Annotated in this window: 22 protein-coding genes; 10 read left to right on the top strand and 12 right to left on the bottom strand. The window is 34.8% G+C overall.

The annotated features are described in order from the left end of the window. Window positions 1-159 precede the first annotated feature (159 nt). Window positions 160-1,659: a LysM peptidoglycan-binding domain-containing protein gene (locus ACNQF8_RS00780; RefSeq protein ID WP_417950395.1), complete on the top strand. Its 1,500-nt coding sequence runs from the start codon at window positions 160-162 to the stop codon at window positions 1,657-1,659. 67 nt (window positions 1,660-1,726) lie between these two features. On the opposite strand, the gene ACNQF8_RS00775 is transcribed toward ACNQF8_RS00780, so the two are convergent. The 3 genes from ACNQF8_RS00775 to ACNQF8_RS00765 all read right to left on the bottom strand — a co-directional run bounded on the left by ACNQF8_RS00775 (window position 1,727) and on the right by ACNQF8_RS00765 (window position 3,990). After that, a complete protein-coding gene (locus ACNQF8_RS00775) occupies window positions 1,727-2,236 on the bottom strand; it encodes a pyridoxamine 5'-phosphate oxidase family protein (protein WP_417953465.1) in 510 nt (169 codons plus the stop codon). A gap of 191 nt (window positions 2,237-2,427) precedes the next feature. After that, entirely contained in the window at window positions 2,428-2,883 is a 456-nt protein-coding gene (locus tag ACNQF8_RS00770; protein WP_417953464.1) for a VOC family protein, read from the bottom strand. 54 nt (window positions 2,884-2,937) lie between these two features. Next, on the bottom strand, window positions 2,938-3,990 hold the full coding sequence (locus tag ACNQF8_RS00765) for a glycosyltransferase family 9 protein (protein WP_417953463.1): 1,053 nt from the start codon (window positions 3,988-3,990) through the stop codon (window positions 2,938-2,940). A 493-nt stretch (window positions 3,991-4,483) separates the two neighbouring features. On the opposite strand from ACNQF8_RS00765, the gene ACNQF8_RS00760 reads away from it, so the two are divergent. After that, window positions 4,484-4,711, top strand: coding sequence for a CDGSH iron-sulfur domain-containing protein (locus tag ACNQF8_RS00760; RefSeq protein WP_113665273.1), 228 nt, complete (start codon window positions 4,484-4,486; stop codon window positions 4,709-4,711). A 121-nt stretch (window positions 4,712-4,832) separates the two neighbouring features. Here ACNQF8_RS00760 and ACNQF8_RS00755 read toward each other — a convergent pair whose 3' ends face one another. Further along, a complete protein-coding gene (locus ACNQF8_RS00755; RefSeq protein ID WP_417953462.1) occupies window positions 4,833-5,693 on the bottom strand; it encodes an NAD(P)-dependent oxidoreductase in 861 nt (286 codons plus the stop codon). A 475-nt stretch (window positions 5,694-6,168) separates the two neighbouring features. Beyond that, window positions 6,169-7,119, bottom strand: coding sequence for a hypothetical protein (locus ACNQF8_RS00750; RefSeq protein WP_417953461.1), 951 nt, complete (start codon window positions 7,117-7,119; stop codon window positions 6,169-6,171). A gap of 411 nt (window positions 7,120-7,530) precedes the next feature. Between ACNQF8_RS00750 and ACNQF8_RS00745 the strand changes: the two genes are divergently transcribed. Further along, window positions 7,531-8,937 (top strand): APC family permease, encoded by a 1,407-nt coding sequence (locus ACNQF8_RS00745; protein WP_417953460.1) that lies wholly within the window; start codon window positions 7,531-7,533, stop codon window positions 8,935-8,937. Window positions 8,938-9,253: 316 nt separating this feature from the next. Here the strand turns inward: ACNQF8_RS00745 and ACNQF8_RS00740 are convergent, their stop codons facing one another. Together ACNQF8_RS00740 and ACNQF8_RS00735 are read right to left on the bottom strand one after the other, a co-directional pair. Beyond that, a complete protein-coding gene (locus ACNQF8_RS00740) occupies window positions 9,254-10,702 on the bottom strand; it encodes a glyceraldehyde-3-phosphate dehydrogenase (RefSeq protein ID WP_315207330.1) in 1,449 nt (482 codons plus the stop codon). Window positions 10,703-10,860: 158 nt separating this feature from the next. Next, window positions 10,861-12,261 (bottom strand): S1C family serine protease, encoded by a 1,401-nt coding sequence (locus ACNQF8_RS00735; protein WP_417953459.1) that lies wholly within the window; start codon window positions 12,259-12,261, stop codon window positions 10,861-10,863. A gap of 138 nt (window positions 12,262-12,399) precedes the next feature. Between ACNQF8_RS00735 and dapF the strand changes: the two genes are divergently transcribed. The 5 genes from dapF to ACNQF8_RS00710 all read left to right on the top strand — a co-directional run bounded on the left by dapF (window position 12,400) and on the right by ACNQF8_RS00710 (window position 16,535). Next, complete coding sequence (dapF, locus tag ACNQF8_RS00730) at window positions 12,400-13,182, top strand: diaminopimelate epimerase (RefSeq protein WP_417950386.1); 783 nt, start codon at window positions 12,400-12,402, stop codon at window positions 13,180-13,182. A gap of 19 nt (window positions 13,183-13,201) precedes the next feature. Next, entirely contained in the window at window positions 13,202-13,735 is a 534-nt protein-coding gene (locus tag ACNQF8_RS00725) for a GNAT family N-acetyltransferase (RefSeq protein ID WP_417953458.1), read from the top strand. Between the two features lie 91 nt (window positions 13,736-13,826). After that, window positions 13,827-14,867 (top strand): endolytic transglycosylase MltG, encoded by a 1,041-nt coding sequence (gene mltG / locus ACNQF8_RS00720; protein WP_417953457.1) that lies wholly within the window; start codon window positions 13,827-13,829, stop codon window positions 14,865-14,867. A gap of 44 nt (window positions 14,868-14,911) precedes the next feature. Beyond that, entirely contained in the window at window positions 14,912-15,790 is an 879-nt protein-coding gene (locus tag ACNQF8_RS00715; protein WP_417953494.1) for a DUF2279 domain-containing protein, read from the top strand. Between the two features lie 97 nt (window positions 15,791-15,887). Then, the gene (locus ACNQF8_RS00710; RefSeq protein ID WP_417950383.1) at window positions 15,888-16,535 is read left to right on the top strand and encodes a peptidoglycan-binding protein LysM; all 648 of its coding nucleotides are present in this window, start codon (window positions 15,888-15,890) and stop codon (window positions 16,533-16,535) included. Between the two features lie 73 nt (window positions 16,536-16,608). Here ACNQF8_RS00710 and ACNQF8_RS00705 read toward each other — a convergent pair whose 3' ends face one another. From ACNQF8_RS00705 to udk, 5 genes are all read right to left on the bottom strand, one after another. Then, on the bottom strand, window positions 16,609-17,127 hold the full coding sequence (locus tag ACNQF8_RS00705; RefSeq protein WP_417950382.1) for a hypothetical protein: 519 nt from the start codon (window positions 17,125-17,127) through the stop codon (window positions 16,609-16,611). A 341-nt stretch (window positions 17,128-17,468) separates the two neighbouring features. After that, on the bottom strand, window positions 17,469-19,607 hold the full coding sequence (scpA, locus tag ACNQF8_RS00700; protein WP_417953456.1) for a methylmalonyl-CoA mutase: 2,139 nt from the start codon (window positions 19,605-19,607) through the stop codon (window positions 17,469-17,471). 67 nt (window positions 19,608-19,674) lie between these two features. Further along, complete coding sequence (locus ACNQF8_RS00695; RefSeq protein WP_417953455.1) at window positions 19,675-21,039, bottom strand: methylmalonyl-CoA mutase subunit beta; 1,365 nt, start codon at window positions 21,037-21,039, stop codon at window positions 19,675-19,677. A gap of 126 nt (window positions 21,040-21,165) precedes the next feature. Beyond that, the gene (locus ACNQF8_RS00690; RefSeq protein WP_417950379.1) at window positions 21,166-21,489 is read right to left on the bottom strand and encodes an FtsB family cell division protein; all 324 of its coding nucleotides are present in this window, start codon (window positions 21,487-21,489) and stop codon (window positions 21,166-21,168) included. A gap of 153 nt (window positions 21,490-21,642) precedes the next feature. Further along, window positions 21,643-22,251 carry a uridine kinase gene (gene udk / locus ACNQF8_RS00685; protein WP_315207301.1) on the bottom strand — a complete coding sequence of 203 codons (609 nt, stop codon included), beginning with the start codon at window positions 22,249-22,251 and terminating at the stop codon, window positions 21,643-21,645. 151 nt (window positions 22,252-22,402) lie between these two features. On the opposite strand from udk, the gene ACNQF8_RS00680 reads away from it, so the two are divergent. Both ACNQF8_RS00680 and ACNQF8_RS00675 read left to right on the top strand, forming a co-directional pair. Beyond that, the gene (locus ACNQF8_RS00680) at window positions 22,403-22,984 is read left to right on the top strand and encodes a Crp/Fnr family transcriptional regulator (RefSeq protein ID WP_417950378.1); all 582 of its coding nucleotides are present in this window, start codon (window positions 22,403-22,405) and stop codon (window positions 22,982-22,984) included. Between the two features lie 90 nt (window positions 22,985-23,074). Then, entirely contained in the window at window positions 23,075-23,827 is a 753-nt protein-coding gene (locus tag ACNQF8_RS00675) for a pirin family protein (protein WP_417950377.1), read from the top strand. Window positions 23,828-23,849: the final 22 nt, after the last annotated feature.

Genomic DNA, 23,849 nt, shown 5'->3' with positions numbered 1-23,849 from the left:
AACACATTCTGACCCTCTTTTGATAAAAGAGATAAGGATTATTTTTACAATTTTTTAAATAAATAAAGTAAAAAAGCAAACCATAGCGAGATTTAATAATTATATCCCGAAATCGCTGTGTAGAATAAAAATGGGGTAAGTAATTTGAAATAAATGAATATGAGTTTAAGATTAATTGTAACATTGTTTTTATTGAATAGTATCGTTCTTTTTTCTCAGGAAAATACCACGAAGCACACCATCGTAAAAGGAGAAACAATTTCTAGTATTGCGGAGAAATACGATGTTAAACAAAGCGCTATTTTTAAATTAAATCCAAACGCAAAAAACCTCTTAAAACTCAATTCCATTTTATTAATTCCTGTAGCAGCCACAAAAAAGACAAATGCTAAATCCAAGGTTGCAGCAAACTACTCCGCAAAAGAACATGAAGTTCTTGCCAAAGAAACGCTTTACGGAATTGCAAAAGAATACGGAATCTCTCTAAAAGAATTAAATGAACTCAATCCAACATTAGAATCTACAGGATTGAAAATAGGTCAAAAAATTATAATTCCAGCAAACACATCTTCAACGGAAGTAGCTGTTGCGCCTCAAGTCAAAAAGGTTTCTCAAAAACCGGAATTAGTAGTTACTCCTCAAGTAATCGAAACTAAAAAATCCACTACGGAACAAACCACGATAGAAGTCCTGCCAAAAGAATCAAAATATTCTATCGCTAGAAAATACGGAATTACAGTTAAAGAATTAGATAAAGCCAATCCAACTATAGGTACCAAAGCGCTTAGAGTAGGTCAAAAAATAACAATTCCAGGAAATGGAATACCTGTAACAGATGTTGCAGTTGTTCCACAACAAAACAAAGAATTGCCAACTCCGGAAGTTACAGTTAGTACTGAATTGGCTAAAGTTGTACCCAAAATAGAAGAAGCTGTTGTTTCTCAGCCGAAAATAGATTTGCCTAAATCAGAAGTAACAGCTGTTTCTCAACCAAGTGAAATAGTAAGCGCAACTTTAGATAATATTGTTCGTGAGGTGTTGCCAAAAGAAACCAAATATGGTATTGCTAAACAATACGGGATTACGGTTCAGGAATTAGAAAAACAAAATCCATCAGTTAAAAACGGACTTCGTGTAGGTGATAAATTGAACATCAGCGCTAATAACGCACCACTTGAAAATAATGTTATTGTTAGTGCTGATAGCGACATGACGACTACGATTCAAAGCACTAAAATTGATTTTAACAACACATTAAAACCTACTTTTAATCATGATTTTTTAGATCAATTGATAGAACGTGCTTCGGAAAATATAGGAACCAGATACCGTACTGGAGGAACTTCAAAATCAGGATTTGACTGTTCTGGTTTAATGTGTACAACTTTTGGAGCATTCGATATTAAGTTACCAAGGACATCACATGAGCAATCCAACATTGGAACTAAAATTAACACCGAAGAAGCTCAAAAAGGGGACTTGATTTTCTTTAAAACAAACGGTAGAAGCCAAATTAATCATGTAGGTATGGTGGTAGAAGTTTGTGAGGGAGAAATAAAATTCATTCACTCTTCAGTGAGTAATGGAGTTATTATTTCTTCAACTAAAGAAAAATACTATGAGAAAAATTTCTCCCAAATAAATAGAGTGCTACAATAATTTCTCCGAAAAAATAAAAATATTTATATATAAAACGTTCCAAGATTGGAACGTTTTTTTATGTCTTTTAGATTTTTATTTCTCCTTCATTACCACTTACATAATTAGTTCCTGTAACAACTGATGCCGCCATTTTCAGAAAATTAACCATTTGATTTCCTTTAGTATCCCAGAAGTATGCACTGCTTGGTTTTACTTTAATAAGCGAAATGTTAGGGTCATTTTTACCTTCTTTAAACCATATATTTACAACGGGAGACCATAGCTCTTCAATTTTTTCTTGATCAGTAACTATTGATCCTTCACCATTTACAACCATGTAACTTCCTTTTCCGGGATGTGCAAAAAATAATTGAACACTGGAATCTTGCTCAATTTCTTTGTTTTTTTCACTGCCTTTTTCGCTAAAGAACCAAATGTTTCCTTTCTCGCATACTTTTACAGCTCCCATAGGTCTTGTGGTTGCTCCATCATTCGTTTTGAGATTGGTACAAAAAAGACAAGTGTTGATTTCTTCAACTAGGCTTTTAAGTTTATCTATTCCTTCAACTGTATGTTCATTTGCTTGATCACTCATAATCCTACGTTTTATTTCGATTGTTAGACTCTGTAAATTCTTTTACAAAGTTGGCAAACAAAACAGTAAAAAGGATTACACAATTCAGAGTAAAAGTTTCAACTTTCACATATTGATGTCATAAGTAGCTGTTAATTCAACAAATACAACTTCCGTAGGATATAAATTAAAAGGGAAGTAGCTGAACTTGGTTATTTTTCAACACTGTTAATTTCAATCCAATAGCCATCTGGATCCTGGATGTATATTTGTTTGATTCCGTCAGCTCTAACGGTTATCGTATCAAGTTTCCCCGGCCAGTCGGAATAGGTAATGTTGAGGTTTTGCAGCTTAGTGATTAAAGCATCAAAATTAGTGACTTTAAACGCAAGATGTACTGCTTTGTTTATGGTAACAGGTCCTTTAATAGTGGAAACTAAATGTAATTCTTTGCCATCACCCAATGAAACCCAACGAATGCCTTCCTTTCTTGTAAGATTTGTGATTTCAGAAAGTTTCAAAACGTTAGTATAGAAATCAACGGAACGATCCAAGTCTTTTACAGAAAGTGCCATGTGATCCAATTTCAAAGCAAAAGAGTTAGTATTCTGGGCGCAAAGTGTTCCAGTGAAAACAAAAACAATCAGGAATGCGGTTGTTTTTTTCATGGTTAATTTGATTTATATTTTACTAAAATAGTATTTGTTGTTTTGTCGTTAAAATTAATTTTTACCAAGAATATCATTTATCACTTTGATTGATTCCGCTGTTGTACTGGTATTGGTGTTTATGGCTACACTATTATTGTTGTATGGCCTATACATGTTTATATTTGGACGAGAAAATAAGCCCACTGTAGGTGTTAGTGAAGCACTGGCCAAATGCATAATCCCACTGTCGGCACCAATGAAAATTTCAGTATTGGCAATTACAGAACCAATTTCTCTAATGTCTTTACTATAAAATGTAGGTGCTTTAAATCCTATTTGTGAAATATTTTCTACCGGTAAAACCTCTAAAATATTATAATCTTCATATTTTGTTTTTAATTGCTCATAAAATTCTTCCCACCATGTTTCTGAGTAGCATTTGTCGTCCGTTGCATAAGTGAAAATAGCAATAATTTTTTTGTCATTAGGAACTATTTTGTCTACTATTTTTTTGCCTTCAGCTAATTCAGCGGGACTCAATTTAAGATCTAAAGGCGGAACTGAACTGTCATTTTCCTGAAAGCCTAATTTGGTCAAAAAACTTCTAAATTCGTACACGGGATATTTTGCAATATGCTCATAGTCTGTGTGTTTTAATTGCATTTCCTCATCCAGTTCTCCGAAAAATTTGTATTTGGCATCTGCAAATTGTGCCGATAATCGTCCCGAAGAGGAGTTTTTATCCACGTTGATGACAATGTCATATTTTTGCTTTTTAATTTTCACCCAAACCTTGAAATAGTCGACCAAATTTTTGAAAGGTTTTTTTGGAAGTTCAATGATGTAATTGATGTTGTTATAATTTTCAAATACAATTGGTGCCAAACCTCCTTTTACAAACAAATCAATTTTGCAGTCTGGAAAAGTAGCGATTACATCCTGTACCAGTGGTGTTATGAGTAACAGATTCCCAAGTCTGTGATTGGGTCTGGAAATTAAGACTCTTTTGATTTCAATTTTTTGAGTCAAATCTATATCTTGATTCTTCTGGGAACTGCCGATATTTTTAGTAAGGCTTCGTGTTAAAATCCTTCGGAATACATTTACTTTTTTTAAGATACTCATGCTTTTAAAATATTATATAGTATTGAAATCATTTTTAAATATAAAATTGAAAAGGTCTGTTTTTATTCTTTTTTATAGAACATAAAATTAATAACACCACCCAAAACGGATTACCTAACGGGCAAATATACAATATAGAAGCTAATAATATTTGTAGCTCCTTATAATATACTTTATTCTTAAGGATTGGATATGCAAATAAAAACGGCACATAAAGTTATGCTGCATTTTTGCAATTAATTTGATTGTTATGTTCTTCAATGGTTGGATATTTCAATGCAGAATGGCCTCTTTTTTTATTGACGCAAATTGTAAGATATTCAAAAAATTCCAATTTATAATTTCTTTTAGTTGCCTCCGATTGCTTCTAATTTAAGTGTAACATAAAATAGAATTAATGTAAATTACGTTTTGGAATCATAAAAAAGCGCAGCAATGCAGAAAGGTCCTAAAATATTTTGCAATCTTTGAACTCTAAAAAAATTAAAGCATTATGAGCAAGACAAAACTAACAATCAATCGCAATGGTTCTATAAAAATAGAAGGCGATTTTGAAATAACAGACTGTGAAGGAAAAACATACGGATTAGAAGGAAGAACGGCTCTAGGGCTTTGCCGTTGCGGATTGTCAGCAAACAAACCTTTTTGTGATGGTTCCCACCGCAACGGTTTTGAGCATGAATCAGCTGCATTTGACTTGCCACCAGTGAAAACGAAGTAATATCGTTTTCTGATTCGATTAAATAAAAAAAGCTACATTCCTAAAGATGTAGCTTTTTTGTTTATTATTTGAACCAATTAAACTCTATCGTTTATTCGGTAGAAGTATTGCTATTCAAATATCACTTATTTTTTAGACTGCTGATAATTGCCATCACATCTTGATCGCCTAATCCTTCTTGTTCTGCTGCAGCATAACTATCATACAAAGGATGAATGAGTGGAGAATCGAGTCCGGCTTCTTTGGCCAGTCTTAAATCTTTGACTAAATGTTTCAAAGCAAATGCTGCCGGATAAGAATCGTTCAGAATGGAAGGTGTTTTGATATTCGTGATTCCGTTACCGCAAGCGCCTTGATTGATGATGTTGAGCATGTCTTCTTTGCTTACGCCGTTTTTCTCGGCAAATAAAACTGTTTCGGCTATTCCTTGAAGATTTAATCCTAATAGGTAATTGATGGCTAATTTAGCCGAACTTGCCACACCAGGTTCGCCTACGTGAATGGCAATTTTACCCAAAATATCAAATATGGGTTTTGCTAATTCGTAGTCTTCATTTGAAGCACCCACGAGAATAACTAAAGTTCCGTCTTGTGCCGGTTTTACACTTCCGGAAACGGGAGCGTCTATGAAATGTACGTTATGTTGGTTGCAAATAGTATTTAAATAACGCGAGGTTTCCGGAGCGACCGTGCTCATGTTGATGATGGTTTTGCCAGAATTGCTTTTAGACAATAAACCCGTTGGTCCCTCAAAAACTTCTTTGACAGCCGCGTCGTTAGATAACATCGTCAAAACTACGTCACAGGTTTGCATTAGTTCTTGTAAACTGCTTGCTGATTTTGCTCCTGCAGCCAGTAATGGCGCTTCTTTATCTTTGGTGCGATTGAAAACAGTTACTTCAAATCCCGCTTTGAGTAGGTTCATAACCATTGGATTTCCCATGTTGCCAAGACCTGTCCATCCTAATTTTAATGTATTCATAGTTTTTGTGTTATTTATATTATCTGCTCATTGTGGGCACAGTTTGTAAAACTACGCTAACGATTGTGGCATATCAGCGCGGTCGGGTTTTGACTTATTTAGTAGTTAATGAATGTAATTTATTTAGTTTTGTTTATGTTTGAAATTACTCCAGCAATTATTAATGCAAATCCAATAAATACTAACGATAATCCAGTCCATGATAAAAAACGATTATTATAAAGTTTATATAACATAATTGCAATTCCAAAGCATTGTAAAACAAGTCCAAATATTGTTAAGGTATATTTTTTCAAAAATTAAATTTTTTAAGGTTTCTTTTTTTTTTACTCTATCTACCAACGTTCCCGCGCTACAGGCAGTTTGGGACTAAATTATGTCCGTTTTTCGGATTTGCTAAATCTCCCAAATACAAACCAATTTTCCGATTAAGCCAAATGCCCAAATCGCTTGTAGTGGCTGTTATGCGATGTATTTATTCTAGATTCATTTTTAATTGGATTGGATTTTCCTTTCGCTGTTTTTTATATTTTTTTCCTTGGTTTGTCTCATATGTGTTGTTGGATGTAATTACTTCGATGACTGTAATTACTTTACTAAGAGTTATGTAAATCTTGCCAGTATCATCAATTCTTCTACTTTGTTGTAAAACACATTTTATCGCTGTAGCAGTGTTAAAATCGACTTCAAAGTTCAAAACGGAATCTTTAAAATATTGATCTTTCATTTGAAAACCAATAATTTCATTGTTATAGTAACCTTTCCAATGGAAATTTCCAGACTTTAAAACAGGAGAAATTATATCGATTGTTGCTTCTTCATCAATTAATGGTGGGAATTCTGCAGTATTTATTATAAATGATGAAAATTGATTTCTTTCAACAATTTTTTCTGGAATTGTAGTATTATCATTTGAATCTATTCCAGTAAATGAAACGCTCGTGATTTCTTTTTCAGAAAGTAGTTTCCTGTAAAAATTTGATTTGTGCCAATTGATTTTGAAATCATTTTCGAAATATTCTACAAGTAAAATTACGGTATCACTATCTACTTTGTTTGTATCTGATTTTTCTCGCAATTGTTTAAGTTGCTCTTTTTTGATTTCATTATCTAATTCAATATTTTCAATTTGCTTTTCCGTTAATTTTTTATTCTCAACTGGAACTCGCGAATATATTAGTGCGAGAATTGCAATTAGTAAAGAAAGTTGTCCAGAATGTTTACCAAGAAACTTCCATATTTCTTTAAAACCACCTTCTTGAGGTATTTCGGAAATAATTGTTGCATCAATTTCTAAATCTGAACACAATATTTTAATTACGCTTAATAATTCGTGTTCACATTCATTTAATATAAATGCGTCGATGATATGTAATTCATCATTACGATAAAAATGTAATTTTAAAATGTTTGTAATTTCTTCCATATATTCTGTGGTTCTCTAATATATCGCATAACTAGTATATAGGCGAAAATAACTTTCGTATATGCACCCAAATATGGGTAGGTTGGCGAAGGTTTGTTTCGCTTTATATTTTCTCAAATATATTAAAATTTTCTTACAAATTTTCTTGAAAAGAATAAACGTTATTTTATTGCGGTTTGCGTGAGGAAGGGAAGTGGCATCCTTTATTTTCTTTCTTTAAGAAAATAAAGATACAGCGTACCGCCCGACTCAAAGTAGCGAGGAGGAACGACAAAGCTACTGCAGGGTCACGCCCAAAGGAACAATCTCACTCTTCATCACTCACCACTCACTTTTCACGTACTTTTTATGAAATTTCTAAAAAAAGTATATCTTTAGCCAACTAAAACCAAAACTCCAAAACCAAAAAATATGGAAGACCAAAAACCAGACGATTTTAAAAGAGAATTAGGATTACTTGACGGAACCATGCTTGTGGTGGGTTCTATGATAGGTTCCGGGATATTTATTGTAAGCTCGGATATGGTGCGCCAGTTGGGATCTGCCGGTTGGTTGATTGCTATGTGGGTGCTTACGGGCGCTATTACCGTGATTGCCGCCGTGAGTTATGGCGAGTTGAGCGCGATGTTTCCTAAAGCGGGTGGTCAATATGTGTACATTAAGGAAGCTTACGGGAAACTGGTGGGTTTCTTGTACGGTTGGAGCTTTTTTGCCGTGATTCAAACCGGTACCATTGCTGCTGTGGGTGTGGCTTTTGCCAAATTTGCCGCCTACTTGTACGCACCTTTAAGTGATAAGAATATTTTATACGAGATTGGGGATTTCAAACTCAATGCGGCGCAGATTGTTTCTATTTTCACCATTATTTTGTTGAGTTATGTGAACAGTCGCGGGGTGAAAAACTCGAAGATTTTACAAACGGTGCTTACGGTGGTCAAAGTGCTCTCGCTAGCGGGTTTGATTGTTTTTGGTTTTATTGCTGCGGATGGAGCAGTTTGGGATGCGAATTGGGCCAACGCTTGGTCAGCTCAAAGCCTGAATGTAGATACTGGCGAGTGGTTGCCTATTGGTGGTTTGGCATTAATTAGTGGTATTTCGGCGGCCTTTGTGGGTTCGCAATTTTCGAGCGTGGCTTGGGAAGGGGTGACCTTTATTGCGGGTGAAATTAAAAACCCAAAACGCAATGTGGGCTTGAGTTTGTTTTTAGGAACTTTGATTGTAAGTGTAATTTATATTTTAGCCAATGTGATGTACTTGGCAGTAGTGCCTTTGTTTAATATTGCTACTGCCGAATCTGATCGTGTGGCGGTGGTGGCTTCGCAAACTATTTTTGGATCGGTGGGAACTTTGATTATTGCCGTGATGATTATGATTTCGACTTTTGCGTGTAACAATGGTTTGATTATGGCTGGTGCTAGGGTTTATTATACGATGGCTCAGGATGGTTTGTTTTTTAAGAAAGCGGCCCAACTGAATAAAGCTAGTGTTCCTGCATGGTCTATTTGGGCACAATGTCTTTGGGCTTCTGCTTTGTGTTTGACCGGTAAATACGGTGATTTACTTGATTTTGTAGTGATTATTGTTTTGATATTTTACATCTTAACCATTTATGGGATTTTTATTTTACGTAAAAAAATGCCAAATGCAGAGCGTCCGTACAAGGCTTTTGGTTATCCGGTACTGCCAGCGCTGTACATTTTAATTACGGTGGCAATTTGCATGGCGTTATTGTATACAAAACCAACTACATGTGGATGGGGCGTTTTGATCATGCTAATAGGTATTCCAGTATATTATTTGACGAAAGCTAAGGAGTAGTTTTTTTTAGTTGTGAGTAGTGAATAGTGAGTAGTGAGTAGTGAATGGTGAGATGTGAGTTGAAAATTTTTGGATATTAAATCGAATTTTCAAATAAGACTTTTTTGGAAATCAGTGAAAATCCGCTTAATCCGTGTCATCAGTGTTCCATTCAGTACAAAAACGGCAAATTAACACATAAAAAAATCCGTCTCGTTTTGATAACGCGACGGATTTTCTATTTAATTCAGGCTGGGTTGCTGTTTTCTTCAATCTCAATCTAAAAACTAAAAAACTAAAAATTACAATCTGCAACCATCAACCTGTAATCTATAGGCTAGTAATACGTAAAACGTCTTACTTTGGCAATGTATTTTGCTAATCGGATTACTTGGTGGCTGTATCCGTATTCGTTATCGTACCAAATGTATAGCACGATGTTTTTTCCATCGGCAGAAACGATTGTGGCATTACTGTCATAAATAGCAGGAGCTGATGTTCCCACGATATCCGAAGAAACCAATTCGTTATTCAAAGAATATTTGATTTGCTCCACCAATTCGCCTTCCAAAGCGTATTTTTTCATGATGGCATTGATGTCTTTAACGGATGTTTTTTTAGAAACTTCCAAATTCAAGACTACCAATGAACCGTTAGGAACTGGCACCCGAATCGCATTTGAGGTTAATTTTCCTTCCAATGACGGCAATGCTTTTGCAACAGCACTTCCAGCACCCGTTTCTGTAATCACCATATTTAAGGCTGCAGCTCTTCCACGACGGTATTTTTTGTGCATATTATCCACAAGATTCTGGTCGTTTGTATACGCATGGATGGTCTCCAGATGTCCTTTGACAACTCCTAAAGTATCTTCAACAGCTTTTAATATTGGCGTAATCGCATTTGTAGTACAAGATGCCGCTGAAAAAATATTGATTTCATCCGGATTGTATTCGTTATGGTTTACACCGTGAACGATATTAGGAACTCCTTTTCCGGGAGCGGTAAGTAGTACTTTATCCACACCTTTGGAAACCAAATGGCGGCTTAATGCTTCGTGCGTGGTAAAAGCGCCTGTGTTGTCAATTACCAATGCATTATCGATTCCAAAAAGCGTATAATCAATCTCTTCAGGTCCGTTTGCAGTAATAACGTGAACGGTTGTCCCGTTGATAATCAAAGCATTGTTTTCTGTATCAGCAGTTACCGAGCCTTGAAAATCACCGTGAATAGAATCGTATCGCAATAAAGAAGCTCTTTTTTCTAGAGAAGTAGCATCATTTTTATCGCGTGTCACGATAGCGCGCAATCGCATTTGACTTCCTTTTCCGGTTTTAGACATTAATTCTCTGGCTAATAATCGACCAATTCGACCAAAACCATACAATACGACATCTTTCGGCTGAATGTCCTCAGAGTTCTTGGCGTTTTTAAGTTTGTCAATGACAAAATATTTGGCGTCTGGATATTTATCTTCTTCTAAACCATATTCGTACGTAAGTTTTCCAATGTCCAATTTTGCAGGTGGTAGATTCAATTCTAAAATAGCCTTTGCAATTTTAACCGAATCAAATACTGAAATGGGTTTGCCTACAAATTCAGCGGCATATTCATGCAGGTTGATAATGTCACTGACATTTCTATCAATTAATTGATTTCGAAATAAAACCATTTCTATGGATTTATCATACCATAAATCGCTGATAATTTTAATCAGTTTTACTCCTGCACGTCGCCTGTCGGCTTGAAAAGTAACTTCTTTTTCGTATAAAGTTGTGGTTGCCATGTTGAAAATTTAATGAAAATAAGTGATTGTATTTTTTAAAATTTGCGCAAAAGTACCCATTTCAATCGATTTCGTAACGTATTTTATGAATTATTTATAAAATAAAAAAGCCACCTTGTTTTTTCAAGATGGCTTTGGTTTTTTAAAGCGGGGATGCGTTAGAGAATCACACGCATAATTTCTCCGTTTTTATTAATCATTTCGATACGTACCGTTTGGCTTTCCTCTTTTTTACTTAAAAGTTTAGAAACGGTTTCCACATCAGTAGCTTTTACATTATCAATACTCAAGATAATATTTCCTATTAACTCGTCTTCGTATTGTTTCAAGTTTTGGCTGCTTATGGATTTGATTCGTACACCGTAATCAATTTTAAACTTCTTTTTGTCAGCAGCTTCAATGTTCTCTAATTCGATGCCTTTAAATTCAGCATTGAAAAATTCATTTTTGCTTAAAACTACTGGAACCACTCTCGTTTCTCCGTCTCTGATGTACGTAACCTGCACTTTGTCATTTGGTCTTTTAGTATTGATGTATCCGGAAAGATCCGCAAAGGTAGCCACATTTTGTTCGTCTAATTTGATGATGACATCGCCTTTTTCAAGTCCTGATTTTTCGGCACCGGAATTTTTAGTTACTTTATTAATATAAAATCCTTGAGTTTGTGTTATGCCTAACTCTTTAGAACTAATGCTGTTCAATTCGCCTCCTTCAACGCCAAGAATTCCACGTTGTACATTTCCAAATTCCATTAAATCTTCAATGATTTTTCGGGCAATATTCGAAGGAACCGCAAACGAATAACCTACATAAGAACCCGTCATGGAGGAAATCATCGTGTTGATTCCTATCAATTCACCACGTGTGTTGACTAACGCTCCACCACTGTTTCCTGGGTTTACGGCAGCATCTGTTTGTATGAAAGACTGGATTCCGCTGGTGTCTAAATCTCTGGCTTTTGCCGAAACAATTCCGGCAGTTACCGTAGACGTTAAATTATATGGATTTCCGACTGCTAAAACCCATTCACCAATTTTAACCGAATCAGAATTGGCAAAAACAGTATACGGTAATTTCTCGTTTGCGTCAATTTTCAATAAAGCAATGTCCATTTTAGAATCGGTTCCAATGAGTTTTGCCACATATGATTTTTTGTTATTTAAGGTAATTTCAATTTCTGATGCGCCTTTAATAACGTGATTGTTGGTTACGATATAACCGTCTTCAGAAATGATTACACCGGAACCTGTTCCTACTTGTTCCTGGGATTGTCCGCCTTTATACCCATAAAAATATTCTAAAATGGGATTTGTAATCGTTCTGCGGGAGACGTTTTTAACGTGTACAACCGTATGGATGGTTTTTTCTGCTGCTTCAGTAAAATCAAGTACATCCGATGATAATCCTACTTTCTTTCCGTAGGAATCGGATGCCGTTGTGACTCCTGAATTTTTATCATTAGAAAAATATCCATTGGTGTCAAATAATAATTTGTATGAACCTAGTGTTACTACTCCGCTCAACAGGGAAACCATAAATAGTGTTGAAAATTTTTTCATAATTAAATTCGTTTATTAAGATATTTACCCGTAAAAATAAAACTAAAATTGATTCGGAAAATGTAGTTTAACGCTCTTTAACAATGATTAACATTTCATTAATAGTTCGTACTTTTGTTGGACTCAATACAAATTAAAATGCAACTAGAATTTTATAAATACCAAGGAACAGGAAATGATTTTGTGATGATTGATAATCGTTCGGAGTTTTTTCCAAAAGAGAATACACAACTGATTGAGCGTTTATGCGACAGACGCTTTGGAATAGGAGGCGATGGGCTGATTTTATTGGAAAATGATCCTGAAACTAATTTCAAAATGGTCTATTACAACTCAGATGGAAACCAAAGTTCTATGTGTGGCAATGGTGGAAGATGTTTAGTGGCTTTCGCCAAAAAGCTGAATGTAATCGAGAACGAAACTACTTTCATAGCAACAGATGGTTTGCACCACGCGACAATTGGCGATGACGGATTGGTTTCACTTCAAATGATTGATGTTGAAGAGATAAAAATAAGTCCAGATCATGTCTTTCTAAATACAGGTTCGCCACATCATGTACAATTGGTTGATGATTTAGAAAATTACAATATAAAGGAAAACGGAGCGGCCATTCGTTACGGAGATTTATATGGGAAAGCAGGAAGCAACATCAACTTTGTAAAACAAATTGATGACACCACTTTTTCGCTACGAACGTATGAAAGAGGCGTTGAAGATGAAACGCTTTCTTGCGGAACAGGCGCTACAGCAGTTGCAATTGCGATGAATGTGTTGGGAAAAACAGATGCTTCTTCCATTGATTTGAATGTAGAAGGCGGAAAATTAGTCGTTTCTTTTGACAAAAAAGATGGGCAGTTTACCCATGTTTTTCTTAAAGGACCAGCGGAATTTGTATTTAAAGGAACAATCGAGATTTAAATAAAATTCTAATTCAAAGATGAAAACATTAAAAGGCGACAACATCTATATTCGTGCATTAGAACCCAATGATTTGGAGTTTGTGTATGCGATAGAAAATGACCAGAGTATTTGGGAAGTCAGTAATACACATACTCCTTACAGCCGATTTTTAGTCAAACAATATTTAGAAAATGCCCATCAGGATATTTATGAGGCCAAGCAATTGCGATTGGCTATTTGTCAGGATCAGGATTTTCCCGCTTTGGGTTTAATCGATTTATTTGATTTTGATCCAAAGAATAACAGGGCAGGAGTAGGTATTGTTATCCAAGACAACGAAAACCGAAAACAGAATATTGGTTCGGAAGCTTTGGGGTTATTAATTGAATATGCCTTTTGCAATCTTAACTTACACCAATTATATGCAAATATAGGAACCGAAAATGTAGCTAGTAAAGCACTTTTTACTAAATTTGGATTCGAAATTATAGGCGTGAAGAAAGATTGGACCTTTGTGAACGGCGTCTATAAAGACGAAGCTATTTTTCAATTAATCAATACTAAATTTTAAATTTTTTAGTTTTGAATCAGTACCGTTTCAAAATCAAATGAATAGGAAGAATGACACTGTTGTGATTCCATAAAAAAAAATAATACCACATATGAATATTAAAAAAATTATCACCATTGCTTCTGTTGTTTTAATATCAATATTAATGATTTATGGATTAATATTATTAAAACAGATTTTTTCTGCCAACACAAAATTTACCGATAAAGAAGTCTATGTATATGTTCCAACGGATTCTAAATACGAAGATGTAAAGAAAATAATTGCACCGTATGTTGAGGATATGGAGCGTTTTGAAATGGTGGCTAATAAGAGAGGCTATTCTGAAAATGTAATTCCGGGTCGTTTTCTTTTCACAAAAGGAATGAACAGTTATGAATTAGTAAAAACCTTAAGACTTAATTCGCCTGTGAAATTGGCATTCAATAATCAGGAACGAGTGGAGAATTTAGCCGGACGTGTAGGTTCACAAATAGAAGCCGACAGTTTATCATTACTAAATTCGTTTAAGGATTCTATTTTCTTGAAAGAAAACGGGTTCAATGAAGAGAACGTTTTGGTACTATTTATTCCTAATACCTATGAAATTTATTGGAATACTACGGCTGAAAAGTTCCGCGATAAAATGATTAAAGAATACCGTAATTTCTGGAATAAAGAAAGAGTTGCCAAAGCGCAAAAACAAGGATTAACACCTATTGAAGCTACTATTCTGGCTTCAATTGTACACAAAGAATCCGTTAAAAAAGACGAGAGACCAAGAATTGCCGGGGTGTACTTGAATCGTTTAAGAGCTGCAATGCCTTTGCAAGCTGATCCAACCGTTATTTTTGCGATAAAAAAGAAATCAAATGATTTTGACCAAGTCATCAAAAGAGTTTTTTACAATGATTTGACGATGAGTCATCCCTACAATACGTATATGAATGTAGGGCTTCCTCCAGGACCTATCGCTATGCCTGATATTACAGCATTAGAAGCTGTTTTAGATCCTGAGAAAAATAATTTCATTTATTTCTGTGCCAGTGTAGAGCGTTTTGGATACCATGAGTTTGCCGCTACATTAGAAGAACACAATAAAAATGCCAAAAAATATTCCGATTGGATCAACAGCCAAGGCGTAAAAAGATAGTTTTGGGGCGGAATAAAAAAGCTATTTTTTTATTGCTGTTTTGGATGATTTTCCAAAGTGGTTTTTCACAAAACACATCGGATAGTTTCTTTAAACCGTCCGATTCTCTAGACATTAAAAGGCAAAATGCAGTTGTTATTTCCGAAGCACTTTTGGCTACGGGAACTTTAATAGCTTTGAATCAAGCTTGGTATGCTGAGTATCCCAAATCTGATTTTCATTTTATAAACGACAATTCAGAGTGGCTCCAAATGGATAAAGCAGGGCATGTGTTTTCATCATATCATTTGGGACGATTTGGTGCCGAAATGCTAGAATGGAGCGGTAGCAATAAAAAGAATCAAATACTATATGGAGCGGGTTTAGGCTTTGCATTTCTTACAGCTGTTGAGGTTTTAGATGGCTATTCCTCTGAATGGGGCGCTTCGCTGGGTGATGTTGTTGCAAATGCTTCTGGGACGGCTTTATATGTTTCACAAGAATTAATCTGGAAGGAACAACGTATTACGCCTAAATTCTCTTTTCATACTACAAAATATGCCAATTACAGACCTGAGGTTTTAGGAAGTTCATTAACAGAGCAAATTCTAAAAGATTACAATGGGCAAACCTATTGGCTTTCGGTCAATTTACATTCTTTTGCTAAAGGCTCAAAAATACCAAAATGGCTCAACTTAGCCTTGGGTTATGGGGCTGATGGTATGATAACCGGAAATAAAGAAGATAATCCCCCCATTTTAACTTCAAATCCACAAAGATTTAGACAATTTTATCTGAGTTTAGATGTAGATTTGACAAAAATTAAGACAAAATCCCACTTTTTGAAGACCGTTTTCTCCGTTTTTAATACGGTTAAAATTCCTGCACCGACAATCGAATTTGTGCACTTTAACGATATAAAATACCACTTCATCTATTTTTAGAAAAGTTTAACTGCTTGATTATCAGTATAATTATTTTTGTTGTATCTTTGCGCATAGAAATTTCTTAACGGGACAGCGTTTTGAAGAAAAACAATTTATGATAAAGAAGTGGTATTTTTACACTAGTCTGACTGTGATTACAGTTTTTTTAAGCTCAGGTTTTAAACCGTTTAACTTAGAAACCAGCCCTTGGTTTCTTATCAATGAAGAAGAAGGAACACACTACTTATTTCCTTCTGAAAAGCAAGAAGATTACATCAATTCGAACATCCCTTTTACTGGAAATTTTTTCGTTGGCTTTAAGGAAGCAATCGGATACAGAGAATCTGAAAGTAAATATAAAAAAATCAATTCTTTAGGATATTTAGGTAAATACCAATTTGGTATTGAAACTTTAAAGTCCGTTGGAGTTCGGAACAGTTCTGCTTTTTTGAACAGTCCGGAATTACAGGAAAAAGCATTTATAGCACTCTTAGCTAAAAATAAATGGGAACTGAAAAAAGAGATTGAAAAATACGAAGGAACAATACTCAACGGAATACATGTTACTGAATCTGGAATTTTAGCTGCGGCTCATCTTGGCGGTGCCGGATCAGTAAAAAAATATTTTAAAAATAAGGGTAAACGTTATTTTAGAGATGCTTACGGAACTTCCATAAGAACGTATATGAAACTATTTGGCGGTTATGATACTTCGTTTATAGTTGCAGATAGCAATGCAAACGTAAAAAATATACAGATCTAAAATAATAGTTTAAACAAAATATAAAAGGCTGTCAAAATTTTTAGTGACAGCCTTTTTTTTGATTCTAAATCAATTATTTCGCTTTAATAATTTCTCCATTCGGACGGACTACTAATTTCACGGTTTCCTTATCTTTTTTGATTTTAATGTTATATTGTTTTTTTATGACATCTCCTTCTGACTGTGAATAAAGGAAACTATCATTTACAATGGACCAACCTGGATATGCTCGGTAAATAGAATAGATAACCTCACCGGGAAGTTTTACATTTTTGAATTCTTCCACAACGCGTATTAATTTACCGTTTTCATTATAAGTAGCGGTCAATGAGCCATTTTTTACTTCCATTACTACAAGGTATTCCTCAAATCCTTCAGCATCTTTACCTAAATCAAAGGCAATGAATTTTTCTTCTACAGTTCGTACTCTTTGGTCTGGATTGTTGTCAGGTATATAAACAGAAAAATCTGACCCCACTCTTTTGATAACTACGCCTGGTAATTCTTCGATTTTAATTTTACCTTTAGTAGTTTCTTGTGAATATGATGCTATAGTAACGCTTAAAAAAAGTATAATAATTAGTGCTTTCATGATATTTAATTTTTAAATTAATTAATGATTTTTCGTAATTGTAATAAACTAATATATTCTAAGGCTTACTGTTTTACTCCCCCTTCTTTAGTTATTTAATTATCTATATATCAGTAATTTACAATTTTAAAATTTTAACAAAAATGAATATGCTTATGTAAATTTAGCTTTTTAATTTAGTTTCTTGCGTTAATTTATACTATAACTTATGTTAATAAAATCAGTGAAATCATTCTTTTTTTAATAGGAATAGTATGTTCATCCTTTTTAATAAAAAACAAAAAAAGTACCAATTTTTTGATTGGTACTTTATATAGAATTGAAAATTATATTGTTCTTTTTTATTCGAAACTGTTCATTAAAATTTCTAATATTTTAATGGCGGCTTCACTGATTTTTGTTCCGGGGCCAAATACGGCAACCGCACCGGCATCAAATAAAAACTGGTAATCTTGTGCAGGAATTACTCCGCCAACTACCACCATTATATCTTCTCGACCGTACTTTTTAAGTTCTTCGATTACTTGCGGTACAAGAGTTTTGTGCCCTGCGGCAAGAGAGGAAACTCCTAAAATATGTACATCGTTTTCTACTGCTTGTTTCGCAGCTTCAGCCGGTGTTTGAAAAAGTGGACCAATGTCTACATCAAAACCTACATCAGCATAACCTGTAGCTACCACTTTGGCACCTCTATCGTGTCCGTCTTGTCCCATTTTGGCAATCATGATTCGTGGGCGACGTCCCTCTTGTTTGGCAAATTCATCTGCTAGTTGTTTTGCTTTTTCAAAACTTTTATCGTCTTTTATTTCTTTACTATACACGCCGCTAAAAGATTTAATTTGTGCTTTGTATCTTCCAAAAACCGCTTCCAGGGCATCACTGATTTCTCCTAATGTAGTTCGGTTTCGAGCAGCTTCAACGGCAATTTCAAGTAAATTACCTTCTCCTGTTTGCGCACAAAGGGTTAGTTTTTTTAGTGAATTTTGTACTTTTTCTGTATCTCTGGTCGCTTTAATTCGGTCTAATTGTTCCAATTGTTGCTTGCGAACCATTTGATTATCCACATCCAAAATCTGTAAAGGGTCTTCTTTTTCTAATCGGTATTGATTCACACCCACAATAATATCCTGACCGCTGTCTATTCTGGCTTGTTTTCTGGCTGCCGCTTCCTCGATTCTAAGTTTCGGAATACCAGACTCAATGGCTTTAGTCATTCCGCCTAGTTCTTCCACTTCTTCAATAAGTTTCCAAGCATTTTCGGCAATTTCATTCGTCAAGCTTTCTACATAATAACTGCCGGCCCAAGGATCGACGGTTTTGGTAATTTTAGTTTCTTCTTGTAAATAGAGTTGCGTGTTTCGGGCTATTCTTGCCGAGAAATCCGTTGGTAAAGCGATAGCTTCATCTAAAGCATTGGTATGTAAAGATTGTGTTCCTCCAAAAGCGGCTGCCGCTGCTTCAATACAGGTTCGTGCTACATTATTAAAAGGATCTTGCTCCGTTAAACTCCAACCCGAAGTTTGGCAATGGGTTCTCAACGCTAATGATTTATCGTCTTTTGGTTCGAATTGTTTGACCAATTTTGCCCATATCATTCTTCCGGCACGCATTTTGGCAATTTCCATAAAATGGTTCATTCCAATCGCCCAGAAAAAGGATAATCTTGGAGCAAACTCATCAATTTTCATTCCGGTAGCTAATCCTGTTCTAATGTATTCCAATCCATCAGCCAGCGTGTAAGCTAATTCAATATCAGCAGTGGCTCCTGCTTCTTGCATGTGGTATCCGGAAATTGAAATCGAGTTGAATTTTGGCATTTTTTTGCTGGTAAATTCAAAAATATCAGCAATGATTTTCATCGAAGGTGTTGGCGGATAAATATATGTATTACGCACCATGAACTCTTTTAGAATGTCATTTTGGATAGTTCCTGAAAGTAACTCGGGTTTTACACCTTGTTCTTCGGCGGCAACAATATAAAAAGCCATAATAGGTAAAACGGCGCCATTCATCGTCATGGAAACAGACATTTCATCTAGTGGAATTTGGTCGAATAATACTTTCATATCTTCCACGGAATCAATCGCGACTCCTGCTTTTCCGACATCGCCTACCACTCGTTCATGATCCGAATCGTAGCCGCGATGCGTAGGTAAATCAAAAGCGATTGAAAGTCCTTTTTGACCCGCAGCCAAGTTTCGTCTATAAAAGGCATTGCTTTCTTCGGCAGTCGAAAATCCTGCATATTGGCGCACAGTCCATGGACGGCGAACGTACATCGTAGCGTAAGGTCCGCGTAAATTTGGTGCAAAACCAGCCACAAAATCAAGATGCTTGATGTTCTCAATATCCTGTTCCGAATAGGTTGGTTTTAGTTCGATTCCTTCTGCGGTTAGAAATGCATCAGACAAAGAATTTTCATTCTCCACTTTCAACTGTGTGCTTTCTAATTTTATATGTTGTAAATCTTTTCTTTTCATTTGTTTAGTACCAAATTACACGAATGCTGATGAATTTTTAATTTTAATTAGCCGAAATTTCTGAATGTTATTCAAGATTCAATCGCTCTTGTTCTATTTTTTCTGCCAGACGTTTTTCGATTATTGGTGTAATCAAGGTTTTTCTTGGTTTGACTTTTACAAAAGGAAACAATTCTAAATCATGTTTCATTTTATCCTGTTTATTAGGATGCTTGTTTGTGCCTAATAGAATTTCTTTCCCAGAATCAAATAGTTCCTGAGCTGTATCAGCACTTTCCTGAATTTTCCTTTTGATGATTCCATTGTTAAGTTGTTTCAAGAAACCACCATTTGCCTCAATATCTTTGAATAAAGCCAATGCTTTTTCAGCTAATTGATTGGTAAGATTTTCTATATAATAACTGCCATCAGCCGGATTATTAACTTTGTCAAAATAACTTTCATTTTTGAGAATCAACAATTGATTTCGCGCAATTCGGTCACCAAATTCATTGTCTTTGTGGTACAAGGCATCATAAGGCAAATTAGCAATAGCATCCGCTCCGCCAATAATTGCGCTCATACATTCAGTTGTGGTACGCAACATGTTTACATTATAATCGTATAATGTTTTGTTTCGTTTTGTAGGAGAAACGATAATGTTGCAATCTAAATTGTGGTTGTATTCCTTGGCAATCAGATTAAAAACTAATCGCAACGCACGCAGTTTTGCAATTTCAAAAAAGTAATTTGTCCCAACGGCTACTTCAAAAACTATTGGTTGGTTTATAACTTCAATTCTATTAAAATATTCATTGGCTTGTCCTAAACTATAAGCAATTTGCTGAACCATGTTGGCACCGGCATTCTGATACAAAGCGGTATTGATACTAATTAACGATACTGATGTCGCTGCTGCCGAAAGTAAATTTAGGGTGTCAAAGTTGCTTTTTTCTTTGGTTGTAAACCAGTTCCCGTCTTTGGCTAATTGCCCAATTGGATCCAAATTGCAAAAAATAATGATATTATTTTTCTTTGCAAAAGCATCTATTTTTTTAACGAAATCGATTGAAATAAATCCTAGATTAAAATAAACGGTAACTTTTTCTAATGGTAATTGCTCCAATAGATTAGTAATATCAATTGATTCGTTTTCTATTGTAAACCGAAGGCTATCTGCACCACGACTCAAGGAATCTAATGCTCTTTCGATTGATTTTTCAATATCGTAAACAAATATATTTTGGCAAATTCTAAAATTAGTTGCTTTTGTAGAAACAGGAAAAGCTTTAGTAAATTCATCTTTGTGATAAAAAGGTTTTACCTGAATATCTTCCGGAGAATTCCAAACTAAGGTTTCATTATAATCCGCTCCTTTGAGTTCAAATTGGATTTTTTGTTTCCATTGTTTGGAGGAAATGGGATTGAAATCATCGAAAAGGTTTGTAGCCATTTTGTTTGTTATTTTCCTCACCCCAGCCCTCTTCAAAGGAGAGGGAGCCGAAACTTGGTGTTATGTTTTTAATAATTACTATAAATTTTACGCTCCCTTCCCTTTGGGAAGGGTTGGGATGGGATTTTATTTTTTTTCAATCGTGTCGCCTTCGAATTCAATGATATAAATATCTTCACTATCTTTTTTCATATAGTATTTCTCTCTGGCGTATTTTTCTATCTGTTCTGAATTTTTTAATTGTTTTATATTCTCTTGGTCTTTTTTTATTTCTTCCTTGTAATAATTGGCATTGTCTTCCAATTCGTTGATTTGTTTGTCTAAAACACGATGTCCGAAATAGGAATAGTTGTCCAAGAAAATCATCCAAGTAGCAAAAAACAACAAGACCCAGACATATTTGTTACTTAAAAATTTAAACCAAGGTTTGTCTTTATACGGATTTGTCATTTTTTATTTTTTTTTAGCCCCGATTAAAGTGAAAATCCTTTTAGTAGGTGATGATGACGAAGGAAGATTCACCTACTAAAAGATTGCAATCTCGTCTTCAGGACGAGACGGGAAATAGCTCCTAATAATTATTACTCTAAAATTACAACTAAATTATAGAATTTTTTGATTTATTACAGCACGAACGACATCAATGGCTACCGTATTGTATTTGTCGTTTGGTATAATAATGTCTGCAAATGCTTTGGTTGGTTCTATAAACTGTTCGTGCATTGGTTTCAATGTTGTTTGATATCTGTTGATTACTTCATGCATATCTCGGCCACGTTCAGCAATATCACGTCTCATACGACGGATTAATCGTTCGTCAGAATCCGCATGAACATATATTTTTACATCAAATAATTCTCTTAATTCTGGGTTTGCAAGGATTAAAATCCCTTCCACAATCATCACTTTTCGGGGATGTGTGAAAACGGTATCGTCCGTTCTATTGTGCGTTACAAACGAATAAACGGGTTGATTAATATTGTTTCCTTCTTTTAATTCTTTAAGGTGAGTTACCAATAATTCGAAATCAATGGCACGCGGATGATCAAAATTAATTAATGCTCTTTCATCAAATGACAGTCCGTGATTTTCTTTGTAATACGAGTCTTGCGAAATAATTCCTACTTCGGTTTCTGGTAATTCATTCATGATTTGATGTACAACGGTTGTTTTTCCGCTTCCTGTACCACCTGCAATTCCTATAATGAGCATAATTTTTTTGTTATGTATTTTATCGGGACAAAAATAGGAATTTAATTGGGAGTGAATTTTATTTTTTGAGGAAATCTTGCTAATTTAATATATTTATTGGGAGTTATTAATTGACATTTTTTTCTATCTTTAGTTTCTAAAACAGACTATTTTGTATTCACAAATCAATAAAAACATAAGTCGCTATGTCACTTTTGAACCAAAAGAATTAGAAATTTTTAATTCTTTATTGGAATATAAAACGGTTCCCAAGAAAACGATTTTACTTCATGAAGGCGAAATGTGCAATTTTGAAGCTTTTGTAATCAAAGGTTGTGTCCGGAAATATTATATTGATGCCAATGGTTTTGAAGTTATTTTGCAATTTGCCATCGAAAATGCCTGGGTAAGTGATATTTCTTTTAGTATTTATGAAGAAAGACCAAGTAGGGTATATATTGAAACATTGGAAGATTGTGAGTTTTTTATGTTTAGCCCTGACACTAAAGAAGAACTATTCGTTAGAGCACCAAAATTTGAACGCGCTTTCCGTATCCTAATGCAAAGGAGTCTTGCGGTTACTCAAAACCGTTTATTTAATACTATTTCCAAAACTGCCACCGAGAAATATTTAGAGTTTCTCGACCATTACCCCACACTTTCTCAGCGCGTAGCACAGCATTATATTGCTTCTTATTTGGGTATTTCTGCTGAGTTTCTGAGTAAGATTAGAACTAAAATCGCCAAACACTAAATTCTCGTTATTTTTCATTTCTTGTCCTAGTTCAATGTATGCTTTTTTTTTTTGACGCAACTTTGTACCACAATATTAAAGAACAAGACAATGGAAAACACAGATAAAATAATGGACGATGTAATTACGAATTCAGTTTTGCATAAAGCTGATACTCGCGGTCATGCTAATCATGGTTGGTTAGAATCCTATCACACTTTCAGTTTTGCAAATTACCACAATCCAGAACGTATGAGTTTTGGTGTGTTGCGCGTTCTGAATGATGACAGAGTCAATCAAGGAATGGGTTTTGGGAAACATCCGCATGATAATATGGAAATTATTTCTATTCCGCTTGAAGGTGATTTAGAGCACCAAGACAGTATGGGAAATACTACCGTAATCAAGGAAGGTGATATTCAAGCGATGAGTGCCGGTACCGGAATTTTTCATAGCGAGTACAATAAAAACAAAGACCAGTTGGTTAAATTTTTACAGATATGGATTTATCCGAATCAAAAAAATGTAACGCCTCGTTATGATCAAATTACATTAGATTTAAATGATCGTCACAATAAATTGCAGCAAATTTTATCACCAAATCCAGAAGATGAAGGTGTTTGGATTCATCAAGATGCTTGGTTTCATATTGGGAAATTTGACAACAATTTTTCTACTTCGTATGAATTGAAAAAACCTGGAAATGGAATTTATGCTTTTGTTTTAAAAGGGGATTTCACGATAGGAAACATCGCTTTAAATGAACGTGATGGATTAGGAATTTGGGATACCAATGCAATTAAAATTACCGCTAATTCATCCAATGCCGAAATCTTATTGATGGAAGTGCCAATGAAATTGTAATTATATAAACGAGTAAAAGAAA

It is taken from the genome of Flavobacterium labens (assembly GCF_048286755.1).
GTDB lineage: Bacteria > Bacteroidota > Bacteroidia > Flavobacteriales > Flavobacteriaceae > Flavobacterium.
The sequence above is the reverse complement of the archived record's forward strand: the minus strand, read 5'-3'. Positions and strand labels throughout refer to the sequence as shown.